The organism is Paenibacillus sp. BC26 (assembly GCF_900116125.1).
GTDB lineage: Bacteria > Bacillota > Bacilli > Paenibacillales > Paenibacillaceae > Paenibacillus_Z > Paenibacillus_Z lignilyticus.
The window spans coordinates 2,803,062-2,823,899 of sequence record NZ_FPAD01000001.1 but is presented as its reverse complement, the minus strand read 5'-3'; the positions used below and the strand labels follow the sequence as shown (position 1 = coordinate 2,823,899).

The 20,838-nt window shown below is 49.1% G+C and carries 24 protein-coding genes and 1 pseudogene; 24 read left to right on the top strand and 1 reads right to left on the bottom strand.

Translation table 11 applies throughout. The features are described 5' to 3' along the window. Positions 1 to 55: 55 nt before the first annotated feature. From BM412_RS12395 to BM412_RS12345, 11 genes and pseudogenes are all read left to right on the top strand, one after another. Positions 56 to 724 carry a response regulator transcription factor gene (locus tag BM412_RS12395; RefSeq protein WP_091218156.1) on the top strand — a complete coding sequence of 223 codons (669 nt, stop codon included), beginning with the start codon at positions 56 to 58 and terminating at the stop codon, positions 722 to 724. A 2-nt stretch (positions 725 to 726) separates the two neighbouring features. Further along, positions 727 to 2,145 carry a HAMP domain-containing sensor histidine kinase gene (locus BM412_RS12390; RefSeq protein ID WP_256256280.1) on the top strand — a complete coding sequence of 473 codons (1,419 nt, stop codon included), beginning with the start codon at positions 727 to 729 and terminating at the stop codon, positions 2,143 to 2,145. Between the two features lie 149 nt (positions 2,146 to 2,294). Beyond that, positions 2,295 to 2,732 (top strand): GNAT family N-acetyltransferase, encoded by a 438-nt coding sequence (locus BM412_RS12385; protein ID WP_091218153.1) that lies wholly within the window; start codon positions 2,295 to 2,297, stop codon positions 2,730 to 2,732. Between the two features lie 22 nt (positions 2,733 to 2,754). Continuing rightward, positions 2,755 to 3,183, top strand: coding sequence for an NUDIX hydrolase (locus tag BM412_RS12380; protein WP_091218151.1), 429 nt, complete (start codon positions 2,755 to 2,757; stop codon positions 3,181 to 3,183). Then, a complete protein-coding gene (locus BM412_RS12375; RefSeq protein WP_143111609.1) occupies positions 3,143 to 3,655 on the top strand; it encodes a GNAT family N-acetyltransferase in 513 nt (170 codons plus the stop codon). Before BM412_RS12380 ends, BM412_RS12375 begins: the two co-directional genes overlap by 41 nt. Then, a pseudogene (locus BM412_RS32905) lies at positions 3,630 to 4,022 on the top strand (GNAT family N-acetyltransferase); the annotation flags it as partial. The gene BM412_RS12375 and the pseudogene BM412_RS32905, both read left to right, overlap by 26 nt. A 126-nt stretch (positions 4,023 to 4,148) precedes the next feature. Then, positions 4,149 to 4,571, top strand: coding sequence for a GNAT family N-acetyltransferase (locus tag BM412_RS12365; protein WP_371264811.1), 423 nt, complete (start codon positions 4,149 to 4,151; stop codon positions 4,569 to 4,571). A 41-nt stretch (positions 4,572 to 4,612) separates the two neighbouring features. After that, on the top strand, positions 4,613 to 5,098 hold the full coding sequence (locus BM412_RS12360) for a DUF1572 family protein (protein ID WP_091218146.1): 486 nt from the start codon (positions 4,613 to 4,615) through the stop codon (positions 5,096 to 5,098). Between the two features lie 581 nt (positions 5,099 to 5,679). Further along, on the top strand, positions 5,680 to 6,150 hold the full coding sequence (locus BM412_RS12355; protein WP_091220382.1) for an 8-oxo-dGTP diphosphatase: 471 nt from the start codon (positions 5,680 to 5,682) through the stop codon (positions 6,148 to 6,150). 180 nt (positions 6,151 to 6,330) lie between these two features. Then, positions 6,331 to 7,035, top strand: coding sequence for a class I SAM-dependent methyltransferase (locus BM412_RS12350; RefSeq protein WP_091218143.1), 705 nt, complete (start codon positions 6,331 to 6,333; stop codon positions 7,033 to 7,035). Positions 7,036 to 7,037: 2 nt separating this feature from the next. Beyond that, positions 7,038 to 7,604 (top strand): GNAT family N-acetyltransferase, encoded by a 567-nt coding sequence (locus BM412_RS12345; protein WP_091218140.1) that lies wholly within the window; start codon positions 7,038 to 7,040, stop codon positions 7,602 to 7,604. 394 nt (positions 7,605 to 7,998) lie between these two features. Here BM412_RS12345 and thrC read toward each other — a convergent pair whose 3' ends face one another. Continuing rightward, entirely contained in the window at positions 7,999 to 9,276 is a 1,278-nt protein-coding gene (thrC, locus tag BM412_RS12340) for a threonine synthase (protein ID WP_091218137.1), read from the bottom strand. 185 nt (positions 9,277 to 9,461) lie between these two features. Between thrC and BM412_RS12335 the strand changes: the two genes are divergently transcribed. From BM412_RS12335 to BM412_RS12275, 13 genes are all read left to right on the top strand, one after another. Continuing rightward, positions 9,462 to 10,358 (top strand): LysR family transcriptional regulator, encoded by an 897-nt coding sequence (locus tag BM412_RS12335; RefSeq protein WP_091218134.1) that lies wholly within the window; start codon positions 9,462 to 9,464, stop codon positions 10,356 to 10,358. Further along, the gene (locus tag BM412_RS12330) at positions 10,355 to 11,836 is read left to right on the top strand and encodes an FAD-binding oxidoreductase (RefSeq protein WP_256256279.1); all 1,482 of its coding nucleotides are present in this window, start codon (positions 10,355 to 10,357) and stop codon (positions 11,834 to 11,836) included. The genes BM412_RS12335 and BM412_RS12330 overlap by 4 nt, the downstream gene beginning before the upstream one ends. Continuing rightward, positions 11,833 to 12,393 carry an MFS transporter gene (locus tag BM412_RS12325; RefSeq protein WP_256256278.1) on the top strand — a complete coding sequence of 187 codons (561 nt, stop codon included), beginning with the start codon at positions 11,833 to 11,835 and terminating at the stop codon, positions 12,391 to 12,393. Before BM412_RS12330 ends, BM412_RS12325 begins: the two co-directional genes overlap by 4 nt. A 135-nt stretch (positions 12,394 to 12,528) precedes the next feature. Next, entirely contained in the window at positions 12,529 to 13,191 is a 663-nt protein-coding gene (locus BM412_RS12320; protein WP_091218132.1) for an FMN-dependent NADH-azoreductase, read from the top strand. A 271-nt stretch (positions 13,192 to 13,462) separates the two neighbouring features. Beyond that, positions 13,463 to 15,868, top strand: a complete 2,406-nt coding sequence (gene helD, locus BM412_RS12315) for an RNA polymerase recycling motor HelD (RefSeq protein ID WP_256256277.1) — start codon at positions 13,463 to 13,465, stop codon at positions 15,866 to 15,868. A 30-nt stretch (positions 15,869 to 15,898) separates the two neighbouring features. Further along, the gene (locus tag BM412_RS12310) at positions 15,899 to 16,327 is read left to right on the top strand and encodes a GNAT family N-acetyltransferase (RefSeq protein WP_091220375.1); all 429 of its coding nucleotides are present in this window, start codon (positions 15,899 to 15,901) and stop codon (positions 16,325 to 16,327) included. 162 nt (positions 16,328 to 16,489) lie between these two features. Beyond that, positions 16,490 to 17,104: a TVP38/TMEM64 family protein gene (locus tag BM412_RS12305; protein ID WP_091218129.1), complete on the top strand. Its 615-nt coding sequence runs from the start codon at positions 16,490 to 16,492 to the stop codon at positions 17,102 to 17,104. A 3-nt stretch (positions 17,105 to 17,107) separates the two neighbouring features. Next, a complete protein-coding gene (locus BM412_RS12300; RefSeq protein ID WP_091218126.1) occupies positions 17,108 to 17,596 on the top strand; it encodes a tetratricopeptide repeat protein in 489 nt (162 codons plus the stop codon). A gap of 32 nt (positions 17,597 to 17,628) precedes the next feature. Further along, entirely contained in the window at positions 17,629 to 18,756 is a 1,128-nt protein-coding gene (locus tag BM412_RS12295) for an NADH:flavin oxidoreductase (protein ID WP_091218123.1), read from the top strand. Between the two features lie 178 nt (positions 18,757 to 18,934). After that, positions 18,935 to 19,282 carry a hypothetical protein gene (locus tag BM412_RS12290; RefSeq protein WP_091218120.1) on the top strand — a complete coding sequence of 116 codons (348 nt, stop codon included), beginning with the start codon at positions 18,935 to 18,937 and terminating at the stop codon, positions 19,280 to 19,282. Positions 19,283 to 19,376: 94 nt separating this feature from the next. Next, the gene (locus BM412_RS12285; protein WP_091218117.1) at positions 19,377 to 19,790 is read left to right on the top strand and encodes a hypothetical protein; all 414 of its coding nucleotides are present in this window, start codon (positions 19,377 to 19,379) and stop codon (positions 19,788 to 19,790) included. Continuing rightward, a complete protein-coding gene (locus BM412_RS12280; RefSeq protein ID WP_143111608.1) occupies positions 19,780 to 20,235 on the top strand; it encodes a hypothetical protein in 456 nt (151 codons plus the stop codon). Before BM412_RS12285 ends, BM412_RS12280 begins: the two co-directional genes overlap by 11 nt. A gap of 39 nt (positions 20,236 to 20,274) precedes the next feature. Further along, positions 20,275 to 20,706, top strand: coding sequence for an NUDIX domain-containing protein (locus BM412_RS12275; protein ID WP_177245801.1), 432 nt, complete (start codon positions 20,275 to 20,277; stop codon positions 20,704 to 20,706). The last annotated feature ends 132 nt before the right edge of the window (positions 20,707 to 20,838 follow it).

The following is a 20,838-nucleotide window of genomic DNA, read 5'->3' as shown; positions in this document are numbered from 1 at the left end:
AGCGGCCTTATAATAAGCGCAAGCAAGAGTATTTTACAGACCGGAGATGATCACCATGACCAAACTGCTTATCGTAGATGACGATCCCCATATTCGTGAACTGATATCGCTGCTGCTCGCTGCTGAAGGCTTCGAGATTGTGGAGGCGGGCGATGGGAAGGAAGCGCTCACCGTTCTTGAATCGACACAGGTTCAGCTCGTCATTCTGGATGTGATGATGCCGAATATGGATGGCTGGGAGCTGTGCAAGGAGATTCGTGACGGGATGGAGCTGCCGGTTCTGATGCTGACGGCAAAAGGAGAGACCAGCCAGAAAGTAAAAGGGTTCGAGCTTGGCGCGGACGATTATCTCGTTAAACCGTTCGAGCCGCTTGAGCTGGTAGCTCGCGTGAAGGCACTGCTGAAGCGTTATCGCATTGCGACTTCTCAAACCGTCCAAGCCGGCGGCGTTGTATTGAATCGGTCCACTTATTCGGTGACGGTTGAGGATGCGACGATGACGCTGCCTATGAAGGAATTTGAACTGCTGTTCAAATTAGCGAGCTATCCCGGCAAAACCTTCGCGCGCGAGCAGTTAATCGAACAGCTCTGGGGTTATGATTACGAAGGCGATGAGCGAACGGTAGATGTTCATATTAAACGTCTGCGCGAGAAGTTTCCCGAGGAACAGAGCCGGTTTCGCATTCAGACGATACGCGGTCTTGGCTATCGGCTGGAGGTATAGTCATGCCAAAATGGAAGAGGTTTCTGTTCGGATTGGCAGGAGTTCTGTTAATGAACCTTGCGATCTATACTTGCTATACGGCTGCATATACGATCGTTTCTTATACGAAAGAGAAACGGAATCATTCCGCCGCGACATCCGCGCTGCTTCATGAAGTTGATCTCATCACAATCACGCTCGCTAATCGAGAGAATGTTTCGGAGTGGATCGGCGGCTTGAAGTCGCTGTCGAACAGCAAAGGGTATCGGTTTAAGATGATTGATGCCGCCGGTCGCGAGCAAATTGTCGGTGAACTGCAGGATGGGGACAAAGAAATCGCCACAGCGGTCGAATGGGAGCATGTGGTAAAGGTGCTTGCCGGGGGAAGCGTCGAGGATGTGGAGCGGGGTAATATTTTTGGTAAAGGGCTCGCGATGGTTGGCATGCCTGTTGATATTGGCGGGCAGCGCTACGCACTCTTCGCCGAACGAAACGTACCCAGCTTGTACACCGGATTTTGGCAGCAGCTGTTTACCGTGTTCCTTGGTTTTCTTCTCCTGTTTATTCTGTTGTTCCTTATCGGCCGACCTTGGAGGCATCGGGAAGGCTTTAATATTTATATTTCGGCGATTCGCCGCATGTCGAAAGGGGATTTCTCCGTCTCGATCGAATTGCCGAAGCAGATGCGCGGTGAATTCAGCGAACTTGCCCACAGCATTAATGATATGGCAGCGGAGCTGAGTCAGATGGAGCAAATGCGGCAAACGTTTATCTCCAACGTGTCGCATGAAATCCAGTCACCGCTAACGTCCATTCGGGGCTTCGCGCGCGTGTTGCAGCAATCCAAGCTGGAAGTGGAGCAGCGCCAGCACTATGCGAGCATCATCGAAACCGAAAGCGTGCGCCTGTCCAGGTTGAGCGATAACTTGCTGAAGCTTACAACATTGGAGGCCGATCAGCAGCCGATGCGAATGAAGCCCTTTCGGCTCGATCAGCAGCTGCGTTCCACCATCCTGGCTTGCGAGCCGCAATGGACGGAGAAAGATCTGCTCATGGACGTGAATTTGGACGAAGAAGTCACTTACAGCGGCGATGAAGAGCTTCTGTCCCAGGTGTGGACAAACGTGCTCGCGAACAGCATGAAGTTTACGCCGGAGGGCGGGAGTATTTCGGTTGAAGTCAAACGGACAAGCGGCGGAGCGAGCGTTTGTATTTCGGATAATGGTCTGGGGATTTCCGAGGAGGATTTGCCTCATATCTTTGAGCGTTTCTTCAAGGCGGATAAAGCTCGAAGCCGTATGGCCGGAGGCAGCGGACTGGGTTTATCCATCGTGAAGCGTATCGTCGAGATGCACGGCGGAACGGTCACCGCAAGCAGCAAGCCCGGCAGCGGGACTACAATTACGGTGTTTTTGCCGGATGCGGCTGCTAAGCAGCAATAGTGAAGTAAGTTGGAAAATTGGAGAAGCTGCAACGTCTTAGGCGCGTTTTCAGCTTCTTTTTTTTATTTTCCAGATTTTCCTATGGCTGTTATACTGAGAATAATTGTTTAGTTCTATTAACCTTTGTTTGAAATGAGGATTTCATAAGCATGATTACGATTCATGAAGTCGATCGAAGTAACTGGTTTGCTTGCACCCAGCTTCAAATTAGTGAAGAGAATGGGCAGCGGTTTATCGTTCCCATCGTTTATTCAATCGCCGAATCTAAATATGAGAATCATCTTAAGCCAGTAGCTATCTGTAAGAATGACACAGTCATAGGTTTCGGCATGTATTGCCGGGATCAGGATGATGGTCGCTATTGGATTTATGTGTTTATGATCGACGAGAACTATCAAGGGCAAGGATATGGCAAATCAGGATTGAAACAATTACTCAAACACATTAAGGAAACAGAAGACATCGAGGATATACAAATCGGTCATAAACCGGACAATGAAAAGGCTGGATATCTGTATGAGTCTGTAGGATTTAAGCAGAACGGCCAAATCATTAATGGGGAGATCGTAAGGACTTACCGATATTGATTGCAGATAGGGAGGCGATGAAATGAAAAGAGTGGATGTTGCTTACTCCTTAATAACGAATGCTTCCAAAACCAAAGTTTTAATGGTCAAAAATGTCGGGAACTCGAGTTGGTCGCTTCCCGGCGGAGCCGTTGAGGAAGGCGAAACTCTAGAGCAGGCTGCGATAAGAGAAGCGAGCGAAGAGACTGGGCTTGACGTCAAGGTATTCGGCATCGTAGCAATCAACGAATGTAAGTCCAGAAACACGCAGAATCATCTCCTATTCATTGTCTTCAGGGCTGAGATCATTAGCGGAGAAGCAGCCATTCAAAGACCGAATGAAATCTCCGAAATCGCCTGGATCGAGATTGAGAAAGTCGATGCTTTATTACCGTTTTACAATAACGGATTTGCCAAGCTAGTTGGCGGAAATGAAATTACGTACATTGATGAGGGGTATTTCGGTGACTGACCTTACAATACAACGATGCTCAGTGGAAGATTTAGAGCTGTTGGCCAATTGGAATAAACAGCTCATAGAAGATGAGAAACACGACAATAGGATGAATATCGAACAATTGAAGGCTCGAATGAAGCAGTTCATCGAAACCGACTATAGGGCATACAAATTTGTGGCGCGCGATGAAGGTAGAGGTTATGCGCTGGTTAACCATAGCAGATCGCCGCTTTATTTGAGGCAATTTTTTATTTGCAGGAAGGATAGAAGAAACGGATATGGGAGATTGGCATTCGCGAAATTGACGGAATATTTAAACACAACGGAATTGGATCTGGAAGTCATGCACTGGAATGAGACGGCTTATCGGTTCTGGAAGTCATTGGGTTTTAAAGAACGCAGCGTTTATTTGAGGATGGAGCGTTCAGGAGAGCAAGCTAATAATAGAGGGAGAGCCGCACATGATGATCTCAATTCAAAAGGTTGAATACGAGCAGAAATCCATTCTGCGCAATTTATTGGAGCTGTACAGGTACGATTTTAGCGAGTTTTTTCCGGAAGATGATCTCAATTCGCAAGGGCTGTTCGAGTATAAATATTTGGATCATTATTGGACAGAAGAAGGTAGATTCCCTTTCTTTATCAAAGTGAATGATAAGCTGGCAGGATTTGCGCTCGTAAGAGAACTCGGGACCAATGACAGGGATGAGACGATTTATTGGATGGCTGAGTTTTTTGTGCTGAAGAATTATCGAAGACTGAAAGTCGGACAAGGTGCTGCTTATGAGTTATTTAATCGATTTCCGGGTTCATGGAAGGTTGCGCAGATCGAAGCGAATGTACCTGCAAAAGCTTTCTGGAGGAAGACCATAAACAGCTATACGAATGGCGCTCATAAAGAAATCGAGGAAGCAGACTGGAATGGTCCGATTCAAACGTTTACGTCCGTTAATAGTAAGGTCCATCGCTCAGATGATAGCTTGGCCGGCACTCCTCATCAGATACAAGCGGGCTCTTCGGATGATGCAGCCTATGTGCGAAATAAGCTGATCGAATTCAATGCGCGGCATGTGCCAAACGGCCGGTATGAGGAAGTTAATCTATGCTTGAAGAATGATAAAGGCGAGATTATTGCAGGTCTTAACAGTGCTGTGTGTTGGAACTGGATGGAAATTGATATTTTATGGGTTCATGACGATCACAAGCGGCAAGGACACGGTAAGCAGCTATTGGAGGAAGCGGAGCAGATTGCAAGAGCGAAGGACTGTACATTCATCAAGCTAAATACGTTCAGTTTCCAAGCTCCTGAATTCTATAAGAAGTACGGCTATACGGAAATCGGGGTGATCGTGAATGCTCCATTAGGCAATAAACACTATTACTACAAGAAGGACTTGAACTAAATTTCATAACCGATCCCCATTCCGAATGGCAGGTGATAAACATGGAAGAAATAAAAAGCATTCTGATAAGCAAATTCGAGGAAATTGAACGAAGGATGCAGTCCGTACTCGAGCAGCTTAACGATGATGAAGTCAATTGGCGTCCGAATGAATCGAGCAACAGTATCGCGAACTTGATCGTACATATCAGCGGCAACATTAATGAACGAGTATTGAACGGCATTCTGAAGCGAAATACTGTGAGAAACAGAGATGAAGAGTTTGAAGAATTGCATAGAACGCAACCGGAACTGCTCGATATAACGCGCGATTCCTTTACGATCATGATTGAATCGATCAAGGACATGTCTACCGAAGATTGGCACAAGATGCAGGTCGTTAGAAACAAGGAAAGAACCCATCTGGAAGTACTCATTCAATGTGCGGCTCATTTCTCGGAACATTTAGGGCAACTATTTTATATCGCAAAGATGATCAAGAACACGGAGTATGTCACGACTTCGATCCCGAAAAAGATCAAGCCGTAACCTGTCAGGCTAGATCATGGGAAATGGATGATTGTGGATAAGTACGAGCAACCGTAATGAGTTAACTTTCTGTCTTAGAAGAGCGGTGTAGTTTCTTTGTTGAGGGGAGATTATAGTCGTGTTTTTGTCTATTAGAAAATTAATCGTGCTCGTTGCTTTAGTAGTTCTATTCATTACATGTTGGAATGCTTATGGCTCTTCCACCTATGAATTAGCCACTGTTAAACAAGTAGGTGAAGATGAAATTACGGTAGTGAATTTAGGGAATCGAGAAAGAACAATAACAGTGCCCTTAGACATTTCCAGATTAATTGAAATAGACAAGGATTACATCATTTCCTATGAAAAAAGATTCGGGGACAAATACAGACTTAAATCGATTCATCCATCACTCAGATAACTTAGTTAAGCTATCGAGTTCAAATTACAGAGCGATTAGATGTTATGAGAAGTGAGGATTTGAACCTTTGATTTACGATGGGCAATTGTTGATCATGGAATATCAATTTCGAGGCTCAGTCGGCCGATCATAGATGGAGTGAATCAGTTTGCCAACGAATGTCACACACAAAATTTACACGATGTGCATGGTGCAGGACGGAACGAAAGTGCTATTAATGAATAGACCCGATAAGCGCGGTTTTCCCGGCTACATCGCTCCGGGAGGTAAGGTCGATTTTCCGGAAAGTATCGTAAATGGGGCCATACGAGAAGTAAGAGAAGAGACAGGTTTGATCGTAAAAGACATCATCTATAAAGGGCTGGATGAATTCTGCGAACCTGAACAAGGCTTGCGGTATATGGTCTTTAATTATTTGGCTACTTCGTTTGAAGGAGAGCTGCTCAGCAATCCGCCGGAAGGGGAGCTGATATGGGTGGAAATCGAAGATGCTCTAGAGCTGCCTATGCAGGATTGGTTTAAGCGCAGATTTCCGTTGTTTTTTGAACCGGGAACGTTTGAATTAAGTTTCGTATGGGATGAGAGAAACAATGAGACCATAGGGCAGACGATCAAGAACTACGGCGTGGACAAGGTCAAAATTCATAATTAAAGGTGATCGATATAAAATCAGACTCGATATCCCGGATGAGTATGGTTTCATGGATGAAGAGCTGATTGCGTTATTAAAGATTAGAATTTCGGAGTTTATTGAAGTGCCTGATTGAGGACGAGTCTCCCGAAAACGGAGAAGTTCGAAGTAACCCTTGCGAGGAAAGAGAGTGGATCTGTCATGTCGAACACGAATGTAGGACTCGATCTTGAGCGTATTATTTTCATCGGCCGAACGTTTGAGGAATATCGCGATATTTTCAATGTGTCTAAGGAGGACCTATTCGATAACAAAATATTGGATTGTCCATCCGGAGCCTGCTCATTTACGGCAATTGCGAACCAGCTTGGCGGAGACGTTACAGCTGCTGATATCGCCTATTATCATCCCGTGGAGTCGCTTAGAGAAAAAGGGCTGCAAGATCTGGAACACGGTATCGCGAATATTGAGAAGGTGAAACAAAATTACAAGTGGGATTATTTCGAAACTGCGGATGAGCTGCACGCGACGCGATCGAAAGCTTTACTAGACTGCACGAACGATATGATCGCTAATCCACATCGTTATGTGGCTGCAGCCTTGCCTCAACTGCCGTTTGCAGATCAACAATTCGATTTAACGTTGTCGGCGCATTTCTTATTTATGTATGCGGACCGGCTGGATCTAAGCTTCCACAAAGCTACGCTTGCCGAGCTCATGCGGGTAACCAGACGAGAGATCCGCCTATTCCCGCTCGTCGATCAAACCAGTGAACGTTCTGCGTTTGTTGATGAGATGCTGAGCTTTATTCGAGAAATGGGCTGGAGCTATGAGATCCAAGATACAAGCTATGAATTCCAAAGAAATGCCAATCAAATGCTGATCATTACCGCTTCGGGAGAGTAAAAATGGACGTGTTTACGATTGATTGCAAGGACGTTGTGTTAAGAGCGTTCATCCCGGCAGATCTGGAGTCGTTTCATTCCCTGACCTGGCAGCCCGAGATCTATGAGTTCTTGCCGGGTTGGAATGTAGCGAGAGAACAACGGGAAGATTGGTTCATCAACTACGAGCTGCCAGAGAATATAGCGTTTCTACGCGCGATATCAGACGAGGGTGGGGACATCGGTGAATTGCGCCTTCGTCTGGGCATTGTTCATAAAGAATCGGGAGAGCTTATCGGCTGGTGCTGCACGGGAATAAAGGATGAGCTGCCCGCTCCTAACCGTGAGATTATGTATGCGATATCAAAAGATCATCGGGGAAAAGGATACACCACGCAGGCGGCAGAAGGGTTAATCCGTTACTTGTTTGAACACTCCAATGTAGAAGTGCTTAATGCTATAGCGCTTCAGCGAAACGAGCCATCGAATAGAGTCATCCGAAAATGCGGGTTCGCGTACCAAGGTATCGTCGAATTCGATGATGAACAATTTAATAGCTACAAGTTATATAAGCAGGATTGGGCCGGATAAGAGAACGGTAGATGGCTGAGCAGAGGTTACCGTTCCGTTTCAGGCTGCCGAGATCGTCGCTCCGAAATCTAACGGTTGCCAGGGAGCCTAATGTCCGGTTTTGCGGCGATTCACAATTGTAACGGTTGCCAGAGAGGCTAGTTCACGATTGAGCTAGGGTTTCCTCCTGTAAACGGGCAAATAAGGTCTCTGGCAACCGTTAGAGAACCTGCAAAGCCAAAAAGGATCAAATAAGCGCTCTGACAACCGTTAGATCGCAGTCCCTATCCATGGCCGCGGGTTTGTTCCTATCGTTTCGCCATGCCTCAGGTGAAAAGGGTAAGTGAACGGAAGCTAGGGTGAAATTAGTGGTTTTTGCAAGCTATGGCTGAGCGGATTTTGCCGCTCAGCCTTTTTATTTCGCCAGTATGCCATCGCGGCTGCTAAGTGTAACAGAGCGTATCGTGTTTCGCAGCAGCGGCGGTGCGCTCAGCATTCCGTCCATATGGAATTCGCGGATGGCATCGGTATCTTTAAGCATGCTGCCGGTGAGGATGCATGCCGCCGTTTCCTCCGGCGTGATAACACCTTTGCGGACGAGCTTGCGCAGACCGGCGACGGCTGCGGCGGAAGCGGGTTCGCAGCCAATTCCGCTGCGATCGATGCAGGCTTTGGCTTCCATGATCTCCGCGTCGCTGACGGCAGCGGTTACGCCTTCCGTCATTTCGAGCATGCGCAATGCCTTTAGCCAGCTCGGCGGATTGCCGATATTCAGCGCAGACGCCCGCGTTGAAGGTTTCGGTTCCGGCGTGAGCGTCCGATGGGAGGCGGCGACCATGCGATGGAAGGGACTTGCACCCTCGGCTTGAATGACGGCCACTTTCGGAAGCCTGTTAATGAACCCCAGTGCGTAGAGATCATGCAGTCCTTGTCCAAGAGCAGCTGCGTTACTGAGCGCGCCTCCCGGCAGTACAATCCAGTCGGGCAGCTGCCATTCGAGATCATGGGCAAGCTCGAAAATAATGCTTTTCTGGCCTTCAATCCGCAGCGGATTCATCGAATTGCACACATACATGCCTTGCTGCTCGGCGTTGCTGCTTAACCATCGAATACCATCATCGTAGGTGCCGCCGAACGTATTTACCGTTGCCCCATACGCCAGGGTTTGCAGCACTTTGTTGGGGGAAACTTCGCTGCTTGGCACCAATACCATGGCCTGCATGCCTGCTATGGCAGCATACATAGCCAGTGACGATGAAGTGTTGCCGGTCGAGGTGCAGGCGAAGGTAGAGTAGCCGAGCCACTTGCCGTGTGACACGGCAACGGCCATGCCGTTGTCCTTGAAGGAGCCGCTCGGATTCTCACTTTGAGCTTTCAAGTATAGGCGGCGAACGCCTGCAAACTCCTTTACCGGTGCTGGTTCGTACAACCCTGTATTGCCTTCGTTTCGGGTCACGACGGCATCGTCCGGCAGCTCCGGAGCAATGAGCTCCTTATAACGCCATACCCCGCTGGCCGCAATACAGTTCCGAATTCCGCGCCGCTCATCGAATACCCGTTTCAGCCGCGCAGCATCCACCTGACTGAAATCATGAACGATTCGCAGTAAACCTCCGCATACACCACAATGATACTGCATCGGTTGACGTTCCAGTCCCACCTGGGTCCCGCATTCCATACAAGCTGCCTGCATGATCTCGCTCTCCCTTTAGCCGTTCTTTAATGTTTGTTCGCTTGTGAAGCCGCTTTATACTTCATACAATAAATTGAAATCATTAATAATTCCAATATAGAGTTTTATGGTTATCATAACTATTAGTTATGATATAACGTACTTAAATAAGCTGTCTGTCTCAATAGGGAGGCTTTAACGAAACGATGAACCTGTACGGACTTATTGTCTTTCACCATGTCGCTGCTTCGGGCAGCGTTACAAGAGCCGCTGAAATTCTTCGTATCAGCCAGCCGGCAGTTACCGCGCATGTGCGCAACATGGCAGCCGAGCTTGGACTCACGCTGCTAGCGCCTAAGGGCAGGGGGATTTTGCTCACCGAAGCCGGCGCACGAGTGGCCAAGCATGCGGCCAAGCTATTTGCGCTCCAGAATGAAATATCACGTGATCTGGAGTTATATCGCTCCGGTGAAGCGGGCGAGCTGCGTATTGCGGCAACTTCATTGCCGGCTAACTTCCTGTTACCCGAACAATTGGTTTCCTTCAGAGCCGCTTGTCCGGCTGTTCATGTCTCCATGCAGACGCTGAACGCAAGCGATGCGCTTGGAGCACTTCAGCATTATAAAGCCGATATCGCTGTCATTGGCGGAGGAGGAGAGTCTCGTCCCGGACTGGAGCGGAAGCTGCTGCAGGAGGATGAGCTCTGGTTTGTCGTAGCGGCGAATCACCGTTATGCAGGGAAGCGGCTGGCTTTTGCAGCACTTATGAAAGAGCCGTTCATCATGCGTGAACCCGGCAGTGCAGCCCGAGAGAGGCTGCTCTCGTTATGCCGTGTCCAAGGAATGAGCCTGCCCAGAGAAGCCTTGCAGGTGAGCGGCGTACATGAATCGCTTCATGCCGCGGCTGCAGGACTAGGCGTATCGTTCGTATCTTCACTTGAAGCAAGTCGCGCCGTATCGCGCGGGGAGCTTGCCCGAGTGGAAGTGGAAGGCGTGGAACTTCGCAATCCGATCGTTCTGTATACGAGGGAAGGGGAAGCGCCGCCGCCTGCTGCACAGCATTTTATCCAAGTGATCTTGAAGCAGGTGGAGGTGTTGGTTTGATCGATATCGAACCGTCTGCCGGACCCGTTCGAAAGTTTCGGAGTGGGCCGGTTATCCTTCTGGCAATCTTAATCTATGTAAGCATGCTTGCGGGTTCGGTCATAATCCGACTCCATGTTCAGGATAACGAGTATGCGAGCGATGTTAGTCGGCTAATGGAGGTTCGCATCTTTAAAACAGTTCATGTGCATGAAACGACGGATATTAAGGGAGCTCTTGCGGAAGCCAAACGAAGAGGGCTGCCAATCTCTGTTTCCGGGGCAAGTCATAGCCAAGGCGGGCAAACCTTCATAGAGAACGCGATCGTGCTCGATATGAAGCCCTATCATCGCATTATTCAACTCGATGAGAAACGCAAGGAAATAACCGTCCAGTCCGGTGCGACTTGGGAGCAAATCCAAGAGGCTCTGAATCCGCTTGGCCTCTCGCTTCGAATCATGCAATCGCAGAATCTGTTCACTGTCGGCGGCACAATGAGCGTGAATGCACATGGGCGGGATATCCGCGAAGGCCCTTTCGCCCAGTCGGTTCAATCGTTTCGGCTGATGAAGGCAGATGGGGATATTGTACAGGTGAGCAGATCGGAAGAGCCGGAGCTGTTCGCGAATGTTATCGGCGGTTATGGACTATTCGGCGTCATCTTGGATGTGACGCTGGATTTGACAGAGGATGAAGTGTATATGCAGCATGTCGTGCCTGTTCATTATGAGGCATTTCCGGAGCTCTTCAATAAAGAGGTGCTGGAGCAGCCCTCAATCGCCATGGCCATTGCACGTTTGTCCGTGTCACCAGATTCTTTCCTGACCGACATGTTCGTTACGACCTATGAGCGGACGAATGAGCCGTTGAACGATAATCTGAGGGAGCTTCGAGAGGAGAATTTTGCAAGCACGGGGATTACGAAGTTCGTATTTGGTTTGTCACGCAAATCGGAGTGGGGCAAGGAGCTCGTCTGGAAGCTGCAGAAGAAAGGTTATCTCCTCAGCGACGGCGACCTGATTTCACGAAACAACGCGATGCGCCCGGCCGCTAAGTTTATGGAATACGCCGATACGCAGCGGACGGATTTATTGCAGGAGTATTTCGTGCCGCTTGATCGCTTTCAGCCGTTTGTCGACGGGATGCGGACGATTATGCGCGAGGATAAGCTTAATTTGCTCAATATAACGGTCCGTTATGTACCCCGGAACGAAGAGTCCGCGCTCTCTTATGCGAAGCATGACAGTTTCGCATTTGTGCTGCTCTTTAACAATAAACGCTCCGCGGCCGAGATAGAGAAGCTTGCAGCATCCACTCGGCGGTTGATCGATTTAGCGCTCCGCAATGATGGGACGTACTATTTGCCGTATCAGCTGTTTGCCGATGGCGAGCAGCTTCGCGCTGCATATCCGAAGACGGATGCGTTCTTTGAAGCCAAGCGACGAGTTGACCCGGGTCTGTTATTCCAAAATGAGCTTTATGCGAGGTATGCCAAATGACGAAGACGATGCGTTTGATGATGCTGTCGCAAAGCATGATGACGTTCGGTTCCGGAATTGTGTTCCCGTTCTATCTGATCTTCGTGAAGGAAATCGGCGGAGACTTTACGCAATACGGCATTGCCTATGGCTTGTTTACGCTCTGTTCGGCTTATTTGAACTGGTGGTTTGGCAAATCATCTGATAAATACGGCCGTAAAATATTCCTTCTGCTAAGTGCTTGGGGGACCGCGGTATTGTTTCTTTTATTCCCAATCGTGTCAAGCATCTGGCAGGTTTATGCGCTGCAAATTGCCATGGGCGCGTTTGGAGCGATGCAGCGGACTTGCGAGAAGGCTCTGCTTGCCGATCTGACGGAGGAAGGTCGCCGTGGCGAGCAAATCGGGCGTTACCATGTCGGGGTGTCTGTTTTCTCCGGAATCGCTGTTATGGCCGGCGGTTTCCTCATTGATTTGTTCACGCTTGATTTGATGTTTTATTTGGGGTCGATCATCTTGTTCGTTAGCGGGCTTATGCTTTCGCGGGTTAATGAAGGACAGAGACACAATTCAACGTAATCCGCGTACTTTTTGACATTATCTCCAACAACACTTCCTGACATGCAGCGCTTCGCCGTACATTGTTCGCCTCGTGCCGGTACACTCTAATCAGCGTGTTCGTCAATCTAACGAAGAGGCAGGGATCGCTACTTCATGGCAAAGCTTCTGTATATTACTGCGCATCCTCACGATCATCAGGCTTCGTATAGTATGGCCGTTGGCAAAGCATTCATTGATTCTTATAAAGAATCGTACCCGCAGGACGAAGTCGAGCATTTGGATTTGTACAGCATTCAAATCCCCTATATTGATGCCGATGTGTTCAGTGGCTGGGGCAAGTTAAGAGGCGGAAGCAGCTTTGACGAGCTGTCGTCCGAGGAGCAGCAGAAGGTGACGCGGCTCGGCGAATTGGCCGATCAGTTCGTCGCAGGGGATAAGTATGTGTTCGTCACGCCGATGTGGAACTTCTCTTATCCTCCGATTGTGAAGGCCTATATTGATGCGATTTGTGTTGCGGGCAAGACGTTCAAATATACCGCGGAAGGTCCGGTCGGGCTTCTGCCGGATAAATCAGCTATTCACATTCAGGCGAGCGGCGGAGTTTACACTGAAGGTCCGGCTATGGATTTCGAAAGCGGGCATAGGCATTTGTCCAAGATCATGCAGTTCATTGGCATTACGGATTTCAAAGGTATTTTCGTTGAAGGCATGGCCGCCGCTCCCGATCAGGCAGCCACTATTAAGGAAAAGGCGATCGCTGAAGCGCAGAAGGAAGCCAAAGTATTCGGCAATGCGCTAACAACCGCAGGGAAATAACGAACAAGAACTCCTTCCTCCATAAGTGAGGTGCCGATTTCGGCGCACTTGTGGTGAGGGGAGTTCTTGTGTATACATATATAAGAAGAAACGGCTGTCGCCAAAACCCGATTAATTCTATAATAGGAATGACATGTGACATTGATCTGCACGATGTTTCGGTGATGAACGATATGCAAGGTATCTTTCTCTAAAGCCTGGAGATGAATCGGCTGCGGTTTCCCGGTATACGGGGCGGGTTGATTGATTCTCAAGAGAGGATGGGTTTAGGTTGAGTCAAGACAATGTGTGGAAGTCAGAGCAAGCACGTGTAATCTCGGTCGTCAAACAGATCGGGCAGCGTATGGAAACGCTGGAACAGCAAACGGCGGATACAAGAGAAGAAATGGTCGATATCCGCAAGAACTTCTGGGATGAAGTAACCGTCAACTTCGAAGATTCGGTTGAAATGGCGGAATCCTATGCAAGCTTGAAGCAACAGGCGGAGGTTCTCTCAGAGCGCGAACGGACGCATCGTCAAGCTGCGATGCAGCTGAAGACGCTGAGGAAGCTGAAGTCGTCGCCATATTTTGGACGGATTGATTTTCAAGAGAATGGCGAAGGTGTCGATCAAGTTTACCTCGGCATCGCATCGCTGCGTGATGCAGCGGATGAAGACTATCTCATTTATGACTGGCGTGCGCCGATTGCGAGTCTCTATTACGACTATCCCCCGGGTCCGGCTCAGGTGGAGACACCTATGGGAACGGTTCACGGCGAGCTGAAGCTGAAGCGGCAGTTTGTCATTAGGGACGGGGAGATCCGCAGTTTATTTGATACAGGTGTGACTATCGGCGACGAGCTGCTGCAAGAGGTGCTGGGCAAGCAGTCGGATGCAGCGATGAAGAGCATCGTCGGGACCATTCAGCGGGAGCAAAATCGGATTATCCGTGATGAGCGAAGCCGTCTGCTGCTCGTTCAAGGTGCGGCGGGAAGCGGTAAAACTTCAGCTGCGCTGCAGCGGGTTGCCTATTTGTTGTACCGCTTCCGCGGAACGCTGAGCGCCGATCAAATTGTGCTGTTCTCGCCGAACCCGATGTTCAACAGCTACGTTTCGACGGTATTGCCTGAGCTGGGCGAAGAAAACATGCAGCAAACGACGTTTCAAGACTACTTAGCGATTCGAATGGGAAAATCGTTTAAGCTGGAAAATCCATACGCGCAGCTGGAGTACGCCCTTACCTCGGAGCAAGATTCCGGTTACCAGGCTCGGATGGCGGGTATTCGCTATAAAGCATCGACTGACTTTGTCGCACTAATTGAACGTTATCTCGGCGTCCTGGGTCAAGAAGGGCTGAAGTTCCGCGATGTTACATTCCGTGATGAGCTGCTTGTTTCGGCCGATCAGATTGGGGAATACTTCTACGCGCTTGATAGCGCGATCGCGATTCCGAACCGGCTTCGTCTCGTTGCGGAATGGCTGCTTGGCTTATTGAAGGAACGGCAGATAGCGGCTCTGGAAGAGGCGTGGGTGGACGAAGCGGTTGAGCTGCTGGATAAAGATACGTATTTGAAGGCGCATCAGAGCTTGAAGCGGCAAAATCGCAAGAACAGAGAAGATACGTTCGACGATTTCGATCGGGAACGCGAGCTGCTGGGCCAGTATGTCGTGCAGGAGCAATTTAAGCCGATCCGCGCCCGCGTGCGCAAACTTGCTTTTGTCGATCTGAAGGCGGCGTATGCGAAGCTGTTCAGCGATTCGGCATTCGCAGCGAGTTTGGCCGGTTCCATCGGCAAGCCGTTGCCACGGGAATGGCCGGACATTTGCAAACAAACAACCTCACGGCTGCAAAATCGGACGATGGCGTATGAGGATGCCACGCCGTTCCTATATGTGATCGAGCGAATCCGCGGATTCCAAACGAATACCTCTGTACGTCATATCCTTGTGGATGAGGCGCAGGATTATACGGCATTCCAATTCGCGTATTTGAAGCGGTTGTTTCCGTTTAGCCGCGTAACCGCGCTCGGCGATCTCAATCAATCGATCAATGCACACGCTGCATCGGATGAGCATACAGGTTTTGCCGCCCTTGCCGCTCTGTATCCGCAGGAAGAAACGGAGACGGTGGTGCTGAAGCAGAGCTATCGCTCCACGCGTCCCATCGTGGAATTCACCAGCCAGCTCATTCCCGGAGGCAGCGAGATTCAACCGTTCAATCGGGATGGCAAGCGGCCCACTTTAACGATAGCGGCTGATGAGGAGGATTTGCATCGTCTCCTTCAAGCCCGTATCGAAGAGCTGGCTGCAGAAGGCAACCGCACGATTGCCGTTATCTGCAAAACAGCCGTGCAAAGTGCAATCGCTTATGAAGCGCTTCGCAATGACAGTAAGGTTAGGCTGATCGAGAAAGAAACGGCAACCTTTGAACCGGGTATTGTCGTCATTCCATCGTACCTTGCCAAAGGGGTGGAGTTTGACGCGGTTCTGGTGTATGATGCATCTGCTGCTTCCTCAGGCTATGTGAAAGAGAGCGAACGCCGGTTGTTCTATACCGTATGTACGCGCGCGATGCATGAGCTGCATCTGTTCGCGGTGGGCAACACGCTAAACCCTTTTCTGAGCGGAGAAGCGGCAAATTACTACGATGTTCCGGGCGCTCGGTCTTCCGACACCACGCCGGTTCATACTTTATAAATGTGAAAGAGGTATTTATTCGTGGATTATATGCGAGCTACTACAACGGATTTGTTAGAAGAAGCGATTGCCGTACGATTCGAAGTGTTCGTGGATGAGCAGAAGGTGCCTGCGGATCTGGAGCGGGACGAATATGATGTCTCGCCGGATGCTTGTCATCATTTTGTCGTGAAGGATAATGGCAAAGCGATTGCAGCAGGAAGATGGAAAGAATATGAGCCCGGCGTTGCAAAACTGCAGCGAATTGCGGTTCTGCTCCCTTACCGCGGACACGGCGTTGGCAAGAAGCTGATCGAAGTGATGGAGCAGGACGCTCGCGTGAGCGGCTACACTTCATCCATATTAGGCGCGCAGTGCACGGCTGAAGGCTTTTATCAGAAGCTGGGGTATGTAACGGAATCGGAAGAGCCATTCCTTGACGCCAACATTCCGCATGTCAACATGCGCAAAGTGCTGTAACAGACGAGTCTTTGGAACAGATAAGAACACCCTTAGAGAAGCAGGCAGATGCTGCCGCGATTCCGGGGGTGTTCTTTTCTTATGCCTGTCCCAAGTTACCATTTCTTGCATCTTATAAATCGAATATGCGATAATCGCCAATAGAAAGCGGGTGTACGTGCGTTGAAACGCGGGTTGATTATCGTCGGGTACGCATTAATTATTGCGATTGTATGGTATTACAAAACCGAGCTGCTCGATTGGATGAAAGAAGGGGAAGCGCCGTTTCTGCTTATTATGCTGCTTGTGACCGGCCTTGCGTGCATTCCCGTCATCCCTTTCAGCGTTGTGATCGGCACGATGGGATTTCTGTATGGACCTCTGCTGGGTGCGCTGTTCAGTTTGATCAGTGCATGGCTTGCCGCAATCTTCATGTATGGCTTATTTCGTTACGCTCTTCGTGAGCGAGGTCGAGAGCTGCTGAGGCGCTATCAACTGACGGATCGGTGGACAACGATGGTGGAGCGTCACCCGTTCCGATCGATTCTGCTTGCACGGCTGATGCCGATTCTGCCGCAGACTGCGGTGAATTTGTATGCAGCCGTTGCGGCACTTCCGTTCTTGTCTTATGCCCTGGCATCTCTGCTTGGCAAATTGCCGGCGATGCTGATTTTTGCTTTTATCGGTGATCACATCTCGGGAGACTGGCAGTCGTTGCTGCTTGTGGCAGGCGTATATGTCCTGTTTCTGCTTACGGTTTATGGTTCATTTCGATATTGGCAAGCAAGGGGGACCTAAGGAATGGATGATCTACATAAAGCCATTTCGCTGCGAGAGGCGGGGCAATTGGAAGAGGCGCGTCAACTGTTGCTTACATTGGTGAAGAAGGACGTAGACAATCCGCAGGTGTGGTATCAGTGCGCTTGGGCACATGATGTATTGGAGTTGGAACGAGAAGCGATCCCTTATTATCGGCAGGCGCTTGCGCTTGGTATCACGGGTAAAGATCGGCAAGGCGCATATCTGGGGCTTGGCAGCACGTTTCGAGTATTAGGAGAGTATACGGAAGCTAAAGCGATCTTTGAGCAGGGACTCTCTGAATTTCCGGAATGCCGAGAGCTTCACGTTTTCTATGCGATGGTGCTGTATAACTTAAAGGATTTCAGCGCCGCCATGGCAATTATGTTACGAGAGCTTGCTGAAACAAGCGAGGATGCGGGTATTCGCGATTATAAGCGAGCTATCCTTTATTACTCGGTCAAGCTGGATGAAGTGTTGGACGTTCAGTAGCTTATCGCTCTAATCCAAAGGAGGAATAAATAATGACGCAATCGAACTCACCTAACCACACTGCAGCTTTAAAACCTTTATTTACGCCATTTCAGCTGGGAGATCTTACTATACCGAATCGCATCGTGATGGCACCGATGACCAGAGGGTTCTCTCCGGATGGAGTGCCGGGTCAGAATGTTGCTGACTATTACCGTCGCAGAGCTGAAGGTGGAGTGGGACTCATCATAACAGAAGGCACTCTAATTAATCATCCCGCTGCTTCAAGCAGCCCCAATTATCCCAGTTTCTTTGGTGAAGCAGCGCTGCAGGGCTGGGCTCAAGTTGTCAAAGCGGTGCATGAAGCCCGCGGCCTTATATTTCCACAGCTGTGGCATCAAGGTACCGTTCGCCAAATCGGCAATCTTCCCAATGTGAATGCGTTACCCGTTGGTCCGTCTGGTCTTACTGCTGAAGGTGTTAAAGTAAATGAACCGTTGACGCAAGCGGAAATCACCGAAATTGTTCAGGCTTTTGCTCAGGGAGCTGCCGATGCGAAGCGTCTTGGCTTCGATGGGATTGAAATTCACGGCGCTCATGGGTATTTAATCGATCAATTTTTCTGGGACAAAACCAATCAGCGTACGGATCAATATGGGGGAGGCCTTGTGGAGCGCACTCGCTTCGCGGCTGAAATCATTGCAGCCTGTCGCCTTGCCGTTGGTCCCGAGTTCCCTATCTGTCTGCGGATCTCGCAATGGAAGGTCACCGATTACAATTATAAATTGGCTGTTAATCCAGATGAGCTTGCGCGGTTCTTGGCTCCTTTGGTCGAAGCCGGCGTTGACATGTTTCATTGCTCTACTCGCCGTTTCTGGGAGCCGGAGTTTGAAGGGTCCGAGCTTAATTTTGCCGGATGGGTCAAAAAATTAACCGGGAAACCGACGATTACGGTCGGATCTATTGGACTTGATGGGGAGTTTCTCGGGTCCTTTGCCGGAAAAAGCTCCGGAACTGAAAGCATCGATAAGCTGCTTGTCCGTCTGGGACATGAAGAATTTGACCTCGTTGCTGTCGGCAGGGCGATTCTGGTTGATCCGGAGTGGCCTCGCAAAATTAGGGAAGGCAAAAAGGATGAACTGTTGCCCTTTACTTCGAGTGCATTAAGCACCTTATCTTAATAACGAACACCTCATACAAATGCAATCCCTACAAGTAATGGAGGGGGTTGCATTTTTTATTGAAAATTGTATTCACGTTTTAAAAAAGTAAAATTTTAGAATTAATTAAGTTCGAAGCGGGGCACTTTCGTTTAGGATAGAGATATAAACTCGATGATCCTATCGGAGGTGGAACAGCGTGCTGAACAAAATTAAAAACCCGCATATCGAAATCGTCGGTTATGCCGCATCCATCCTCACGTCTTTGCTTTGGATGGTTTTAGTTTGGCAGGACCCTTTTTTCGAGGGGATGAACAAGGTTGATCCGACTCAATCCTTTCTGATGTTAGTCCTGCCTGCTTGTTTATTTGGCATTGGCTTGTTGCAATCTCGGGTCATCATCATGCTCGCTGCGTTTCTTTGGAGTGTTCCGTTTAGCATTTTTATGTTATTCTCTTCCAGTATGTTTGTCCTATTTGGCGTTTGCTGCCTCCTCTATTTAGTTTGCGCCGTATTGTCTCGCATCAATAAGATTCGATATTGGTAGAGGATTGAGAGAGGGCAGCAGTGAAACATTATGGCAAAGCGTGACGTTGGTAGGATATAGAAATATTTGATCCTAACGTCCGGAGGGTTACGGCATGAAAAGAATAACGATACTGCTCTTGATTATCTTCTTGGCCGGCTGTCAATTTCATCTTGGCGGAAGCGCTGCCAAATTGCGTCCGATTACTCTCGGAGATGCCTATCCCGGGGATATTCGGAAGGTTACGAGAATGGAGCTCTTGAATGGTTCCTCCGGGGAACGTGCCACGGTGGAAGATAAAGAAACGATATCGCAGTGGATCAATCAGGTGAAGGATTTGAAGCTGAAACCGGATGATAATCAAGAGGATCGAGCGGGTTATGTGTTTGGCATCAGCTTGTTTGAAGGGGATGTAAAAACAATGGGGTTTACTCCCAATGGAATCGGGGAGGTTTACTATGAGTCCAATCCTCAGTTTGAAGCCTTTACCCGCTCGTTATTCGAGAAGGCGTTCGGGCATGCGTTTTAGTAGAGGGAAGCGAATGATCGCAGCGGGTGTTGTTTTGTTGTTCCTAACAGGCATCCTGCTGATTCATTCCTTGTATCTATTCAATCCGGTGACATTCCATCGCGATAATGTGACGTTGTATAGCTGGTGGCATTACCCCAAATCAATAGTGATGGAAATCGCTGATGTCGATCGAGGTTGGAAAACCGTGGTCGTTACCGATCCGGATGAGATTCGGCATATGTATACAGACCTTAAGGCTGCACCCGAAACAGAGCGTTTGAAGCAAGCGGGCCACCACTTCGTAATCACTACAAGGCATGCCGGCACTTCAGGGAACGTCGGTTGGATCGATCAGTTTAACGGGTATACGGAAGGCGATATCCAAATCAACAATGGGAAGCAAGTCGAAATCGGAAGTACGCTTAAGGCGTTGCTGGAGAGACTGATGACGGAGCAGGAGTGAGGCGGGATCATTTGAAAATATTCGAAAAGAGGGATTCCGGTGCCAAAAGGTCAGGATGCTTCAGGAATTATCATCATCGATGAACAGAACAGAGTGCTGCTGGTTCGTCAAACGTATGGGAAGAAGAAATGGTCCATCCCCGGCGGCATGGTCGACGATGGGGAATCCGCATGGGCTGCGGCCGAGCGGGAGCTGCAAGAAGAAGCCGGCATTAGCGTTCGCGACATGGAGCTGTCGGGGGTCTATTATCAACCGCATAAGAACCGATACATATATACCTTTAAAGCGGATCACTATGTAGGCACCATACGCATAGATAACAATGAAATCGATCAATACGGCTTTTTCGATCTGGAAGCACTGCCGAGACCGATCTCCAGCTTCACGATTCAGCGACTTACGGATGCGATTCAACATTCGAAAACCGTCTTTAAAGAAGAGACGATTGATCGGTATGAGATTTTGTATTAATAGCGCGGCGGGTGGAGAACTGTTCGAGTTTGCAGCCGAAGGTAGTCAAATGTTGCTTATTTTGCAGCTCTCAAGAATGTTGCATTTTGTGCAGCATTAGGCTGTATCTAGCCAGTAGAATCGCTAGAATGT

Coding starts and splice junctions, on each gene's coding strand:
- BM412_RS12395 (WP_091218156.1), top strand. CDS start 56: ATGACCAAACTGCTTATCGTAGATGACGATCCCCATATTCGTGAACTG.
- BM412_RS12390 (WP_256256280.1), top strand. CDS start 727: ATGCCAAAATGGAAGAGGTTTCTGTTCGGATTGGCAGGAGTTCTGTTA.
- BM412_RS12385 (WP_091218153.1), top strand. CDS start 2,295: ATGATTACGATTCATGAAGTCGATCGAAGTAACTGGTTTGCTTGCACC.
- BM412_RS12380 (WP_091218151.1), top strand. CDS start 2,755: ATGAAAAGAGTGGATGTTGCTTACTCCTTAATAACGAATGCTTCCAAA.
- BM412_RS12375 (WP_143111609.1), top strand. CDS start 3,143: ATGAAATTACGTACATTGATGAGGGGTATTTCGGTGACTGACCTTACA.
- BM412_RS12360 (WP_091218146.1), top strand. CDS start 4,613: ATGGAAGAAATAAAAAGCATTCTGATAAGCAAATTCGAGGAAATTGAA.
- BM412_RS12355 (WP_091220382.1), top strand. CDS start 5,680: ATGTGCATGGTGCAGGACGGAACGAAAGTGCTATTAATGAATAGACCC.
- BM412_RS12350 (WP_091218143.1), top strand. CDS start 6,331: ATGTCGAACACGAATGTAGGACTCGATCTTGAGCGTATTATTTTCATC.
- BM412_RS12345 (WP_091218140.1), top strand. CDS start 7,038: ATGGACGTGTTTACGATTGATTGCAAGGACGTTGTGTTAAGAGCGTTC.
- thrC (WP_091218137.1), bottom strand. CDS start 9,276: ATGCAGGCAGCTTGTATGGAATGCGGGACCCAGGTGGGACTGGAACGT.
- BM412_RS12335 (WP_091218134.1), top strand. CDS start 9,462: ATGAACCTGTACGGACTTATTGTCTTTCACCATGTCGCTGCTTCGGGC.
- BM412_RS12325 (WP_256256278.1), top strand. CDS start 11,833: ATGACGAAGACGATGCGTTTGATGATGCTGTCGCAAAGCATGATGACG.
- BM412_RS12320 (WP_091218132.1), top strand. CDS start 12,529: ATGGCAAAGCTTCTGTATATTACTGCGCATCCTCACGATCATCAGGCT.
- BM412_RS12310 (WP_091220375.1), top strand. CDS start 15,899: ATGCGAGCTACTACAACGGATTTGTTAGAAGAAGCGATTGCCGTACGA.
- BM412_RS12300 (WP_091218126.1), top strand. CDS start 17,108: ATGGATGATCTACATAAAGCCATTTCGCTGCGAGAGGCGGGGCAATTG.
- BM412_RS12295 (WP_091218123.1), top strand. CDS start 17,629: ATGACGCAATCGAACTCACCTAACCACACTGCAGCTTTAAAACCTTTA.
- BM412_RS12285 (WP_091218117.1), top strand. CDS start 19,377: ATGAAAAGAATAACGATACTGCTCTTGATTATCTTCTTGGCCGGCTGT.
- BM412_RS12280 (WP_143111608.1), top strand. CDS start 19,780: ATGCGTTTTAGTAGAGGGAAGCGAATGATCGCAGCGGGTGTTGTTTTG.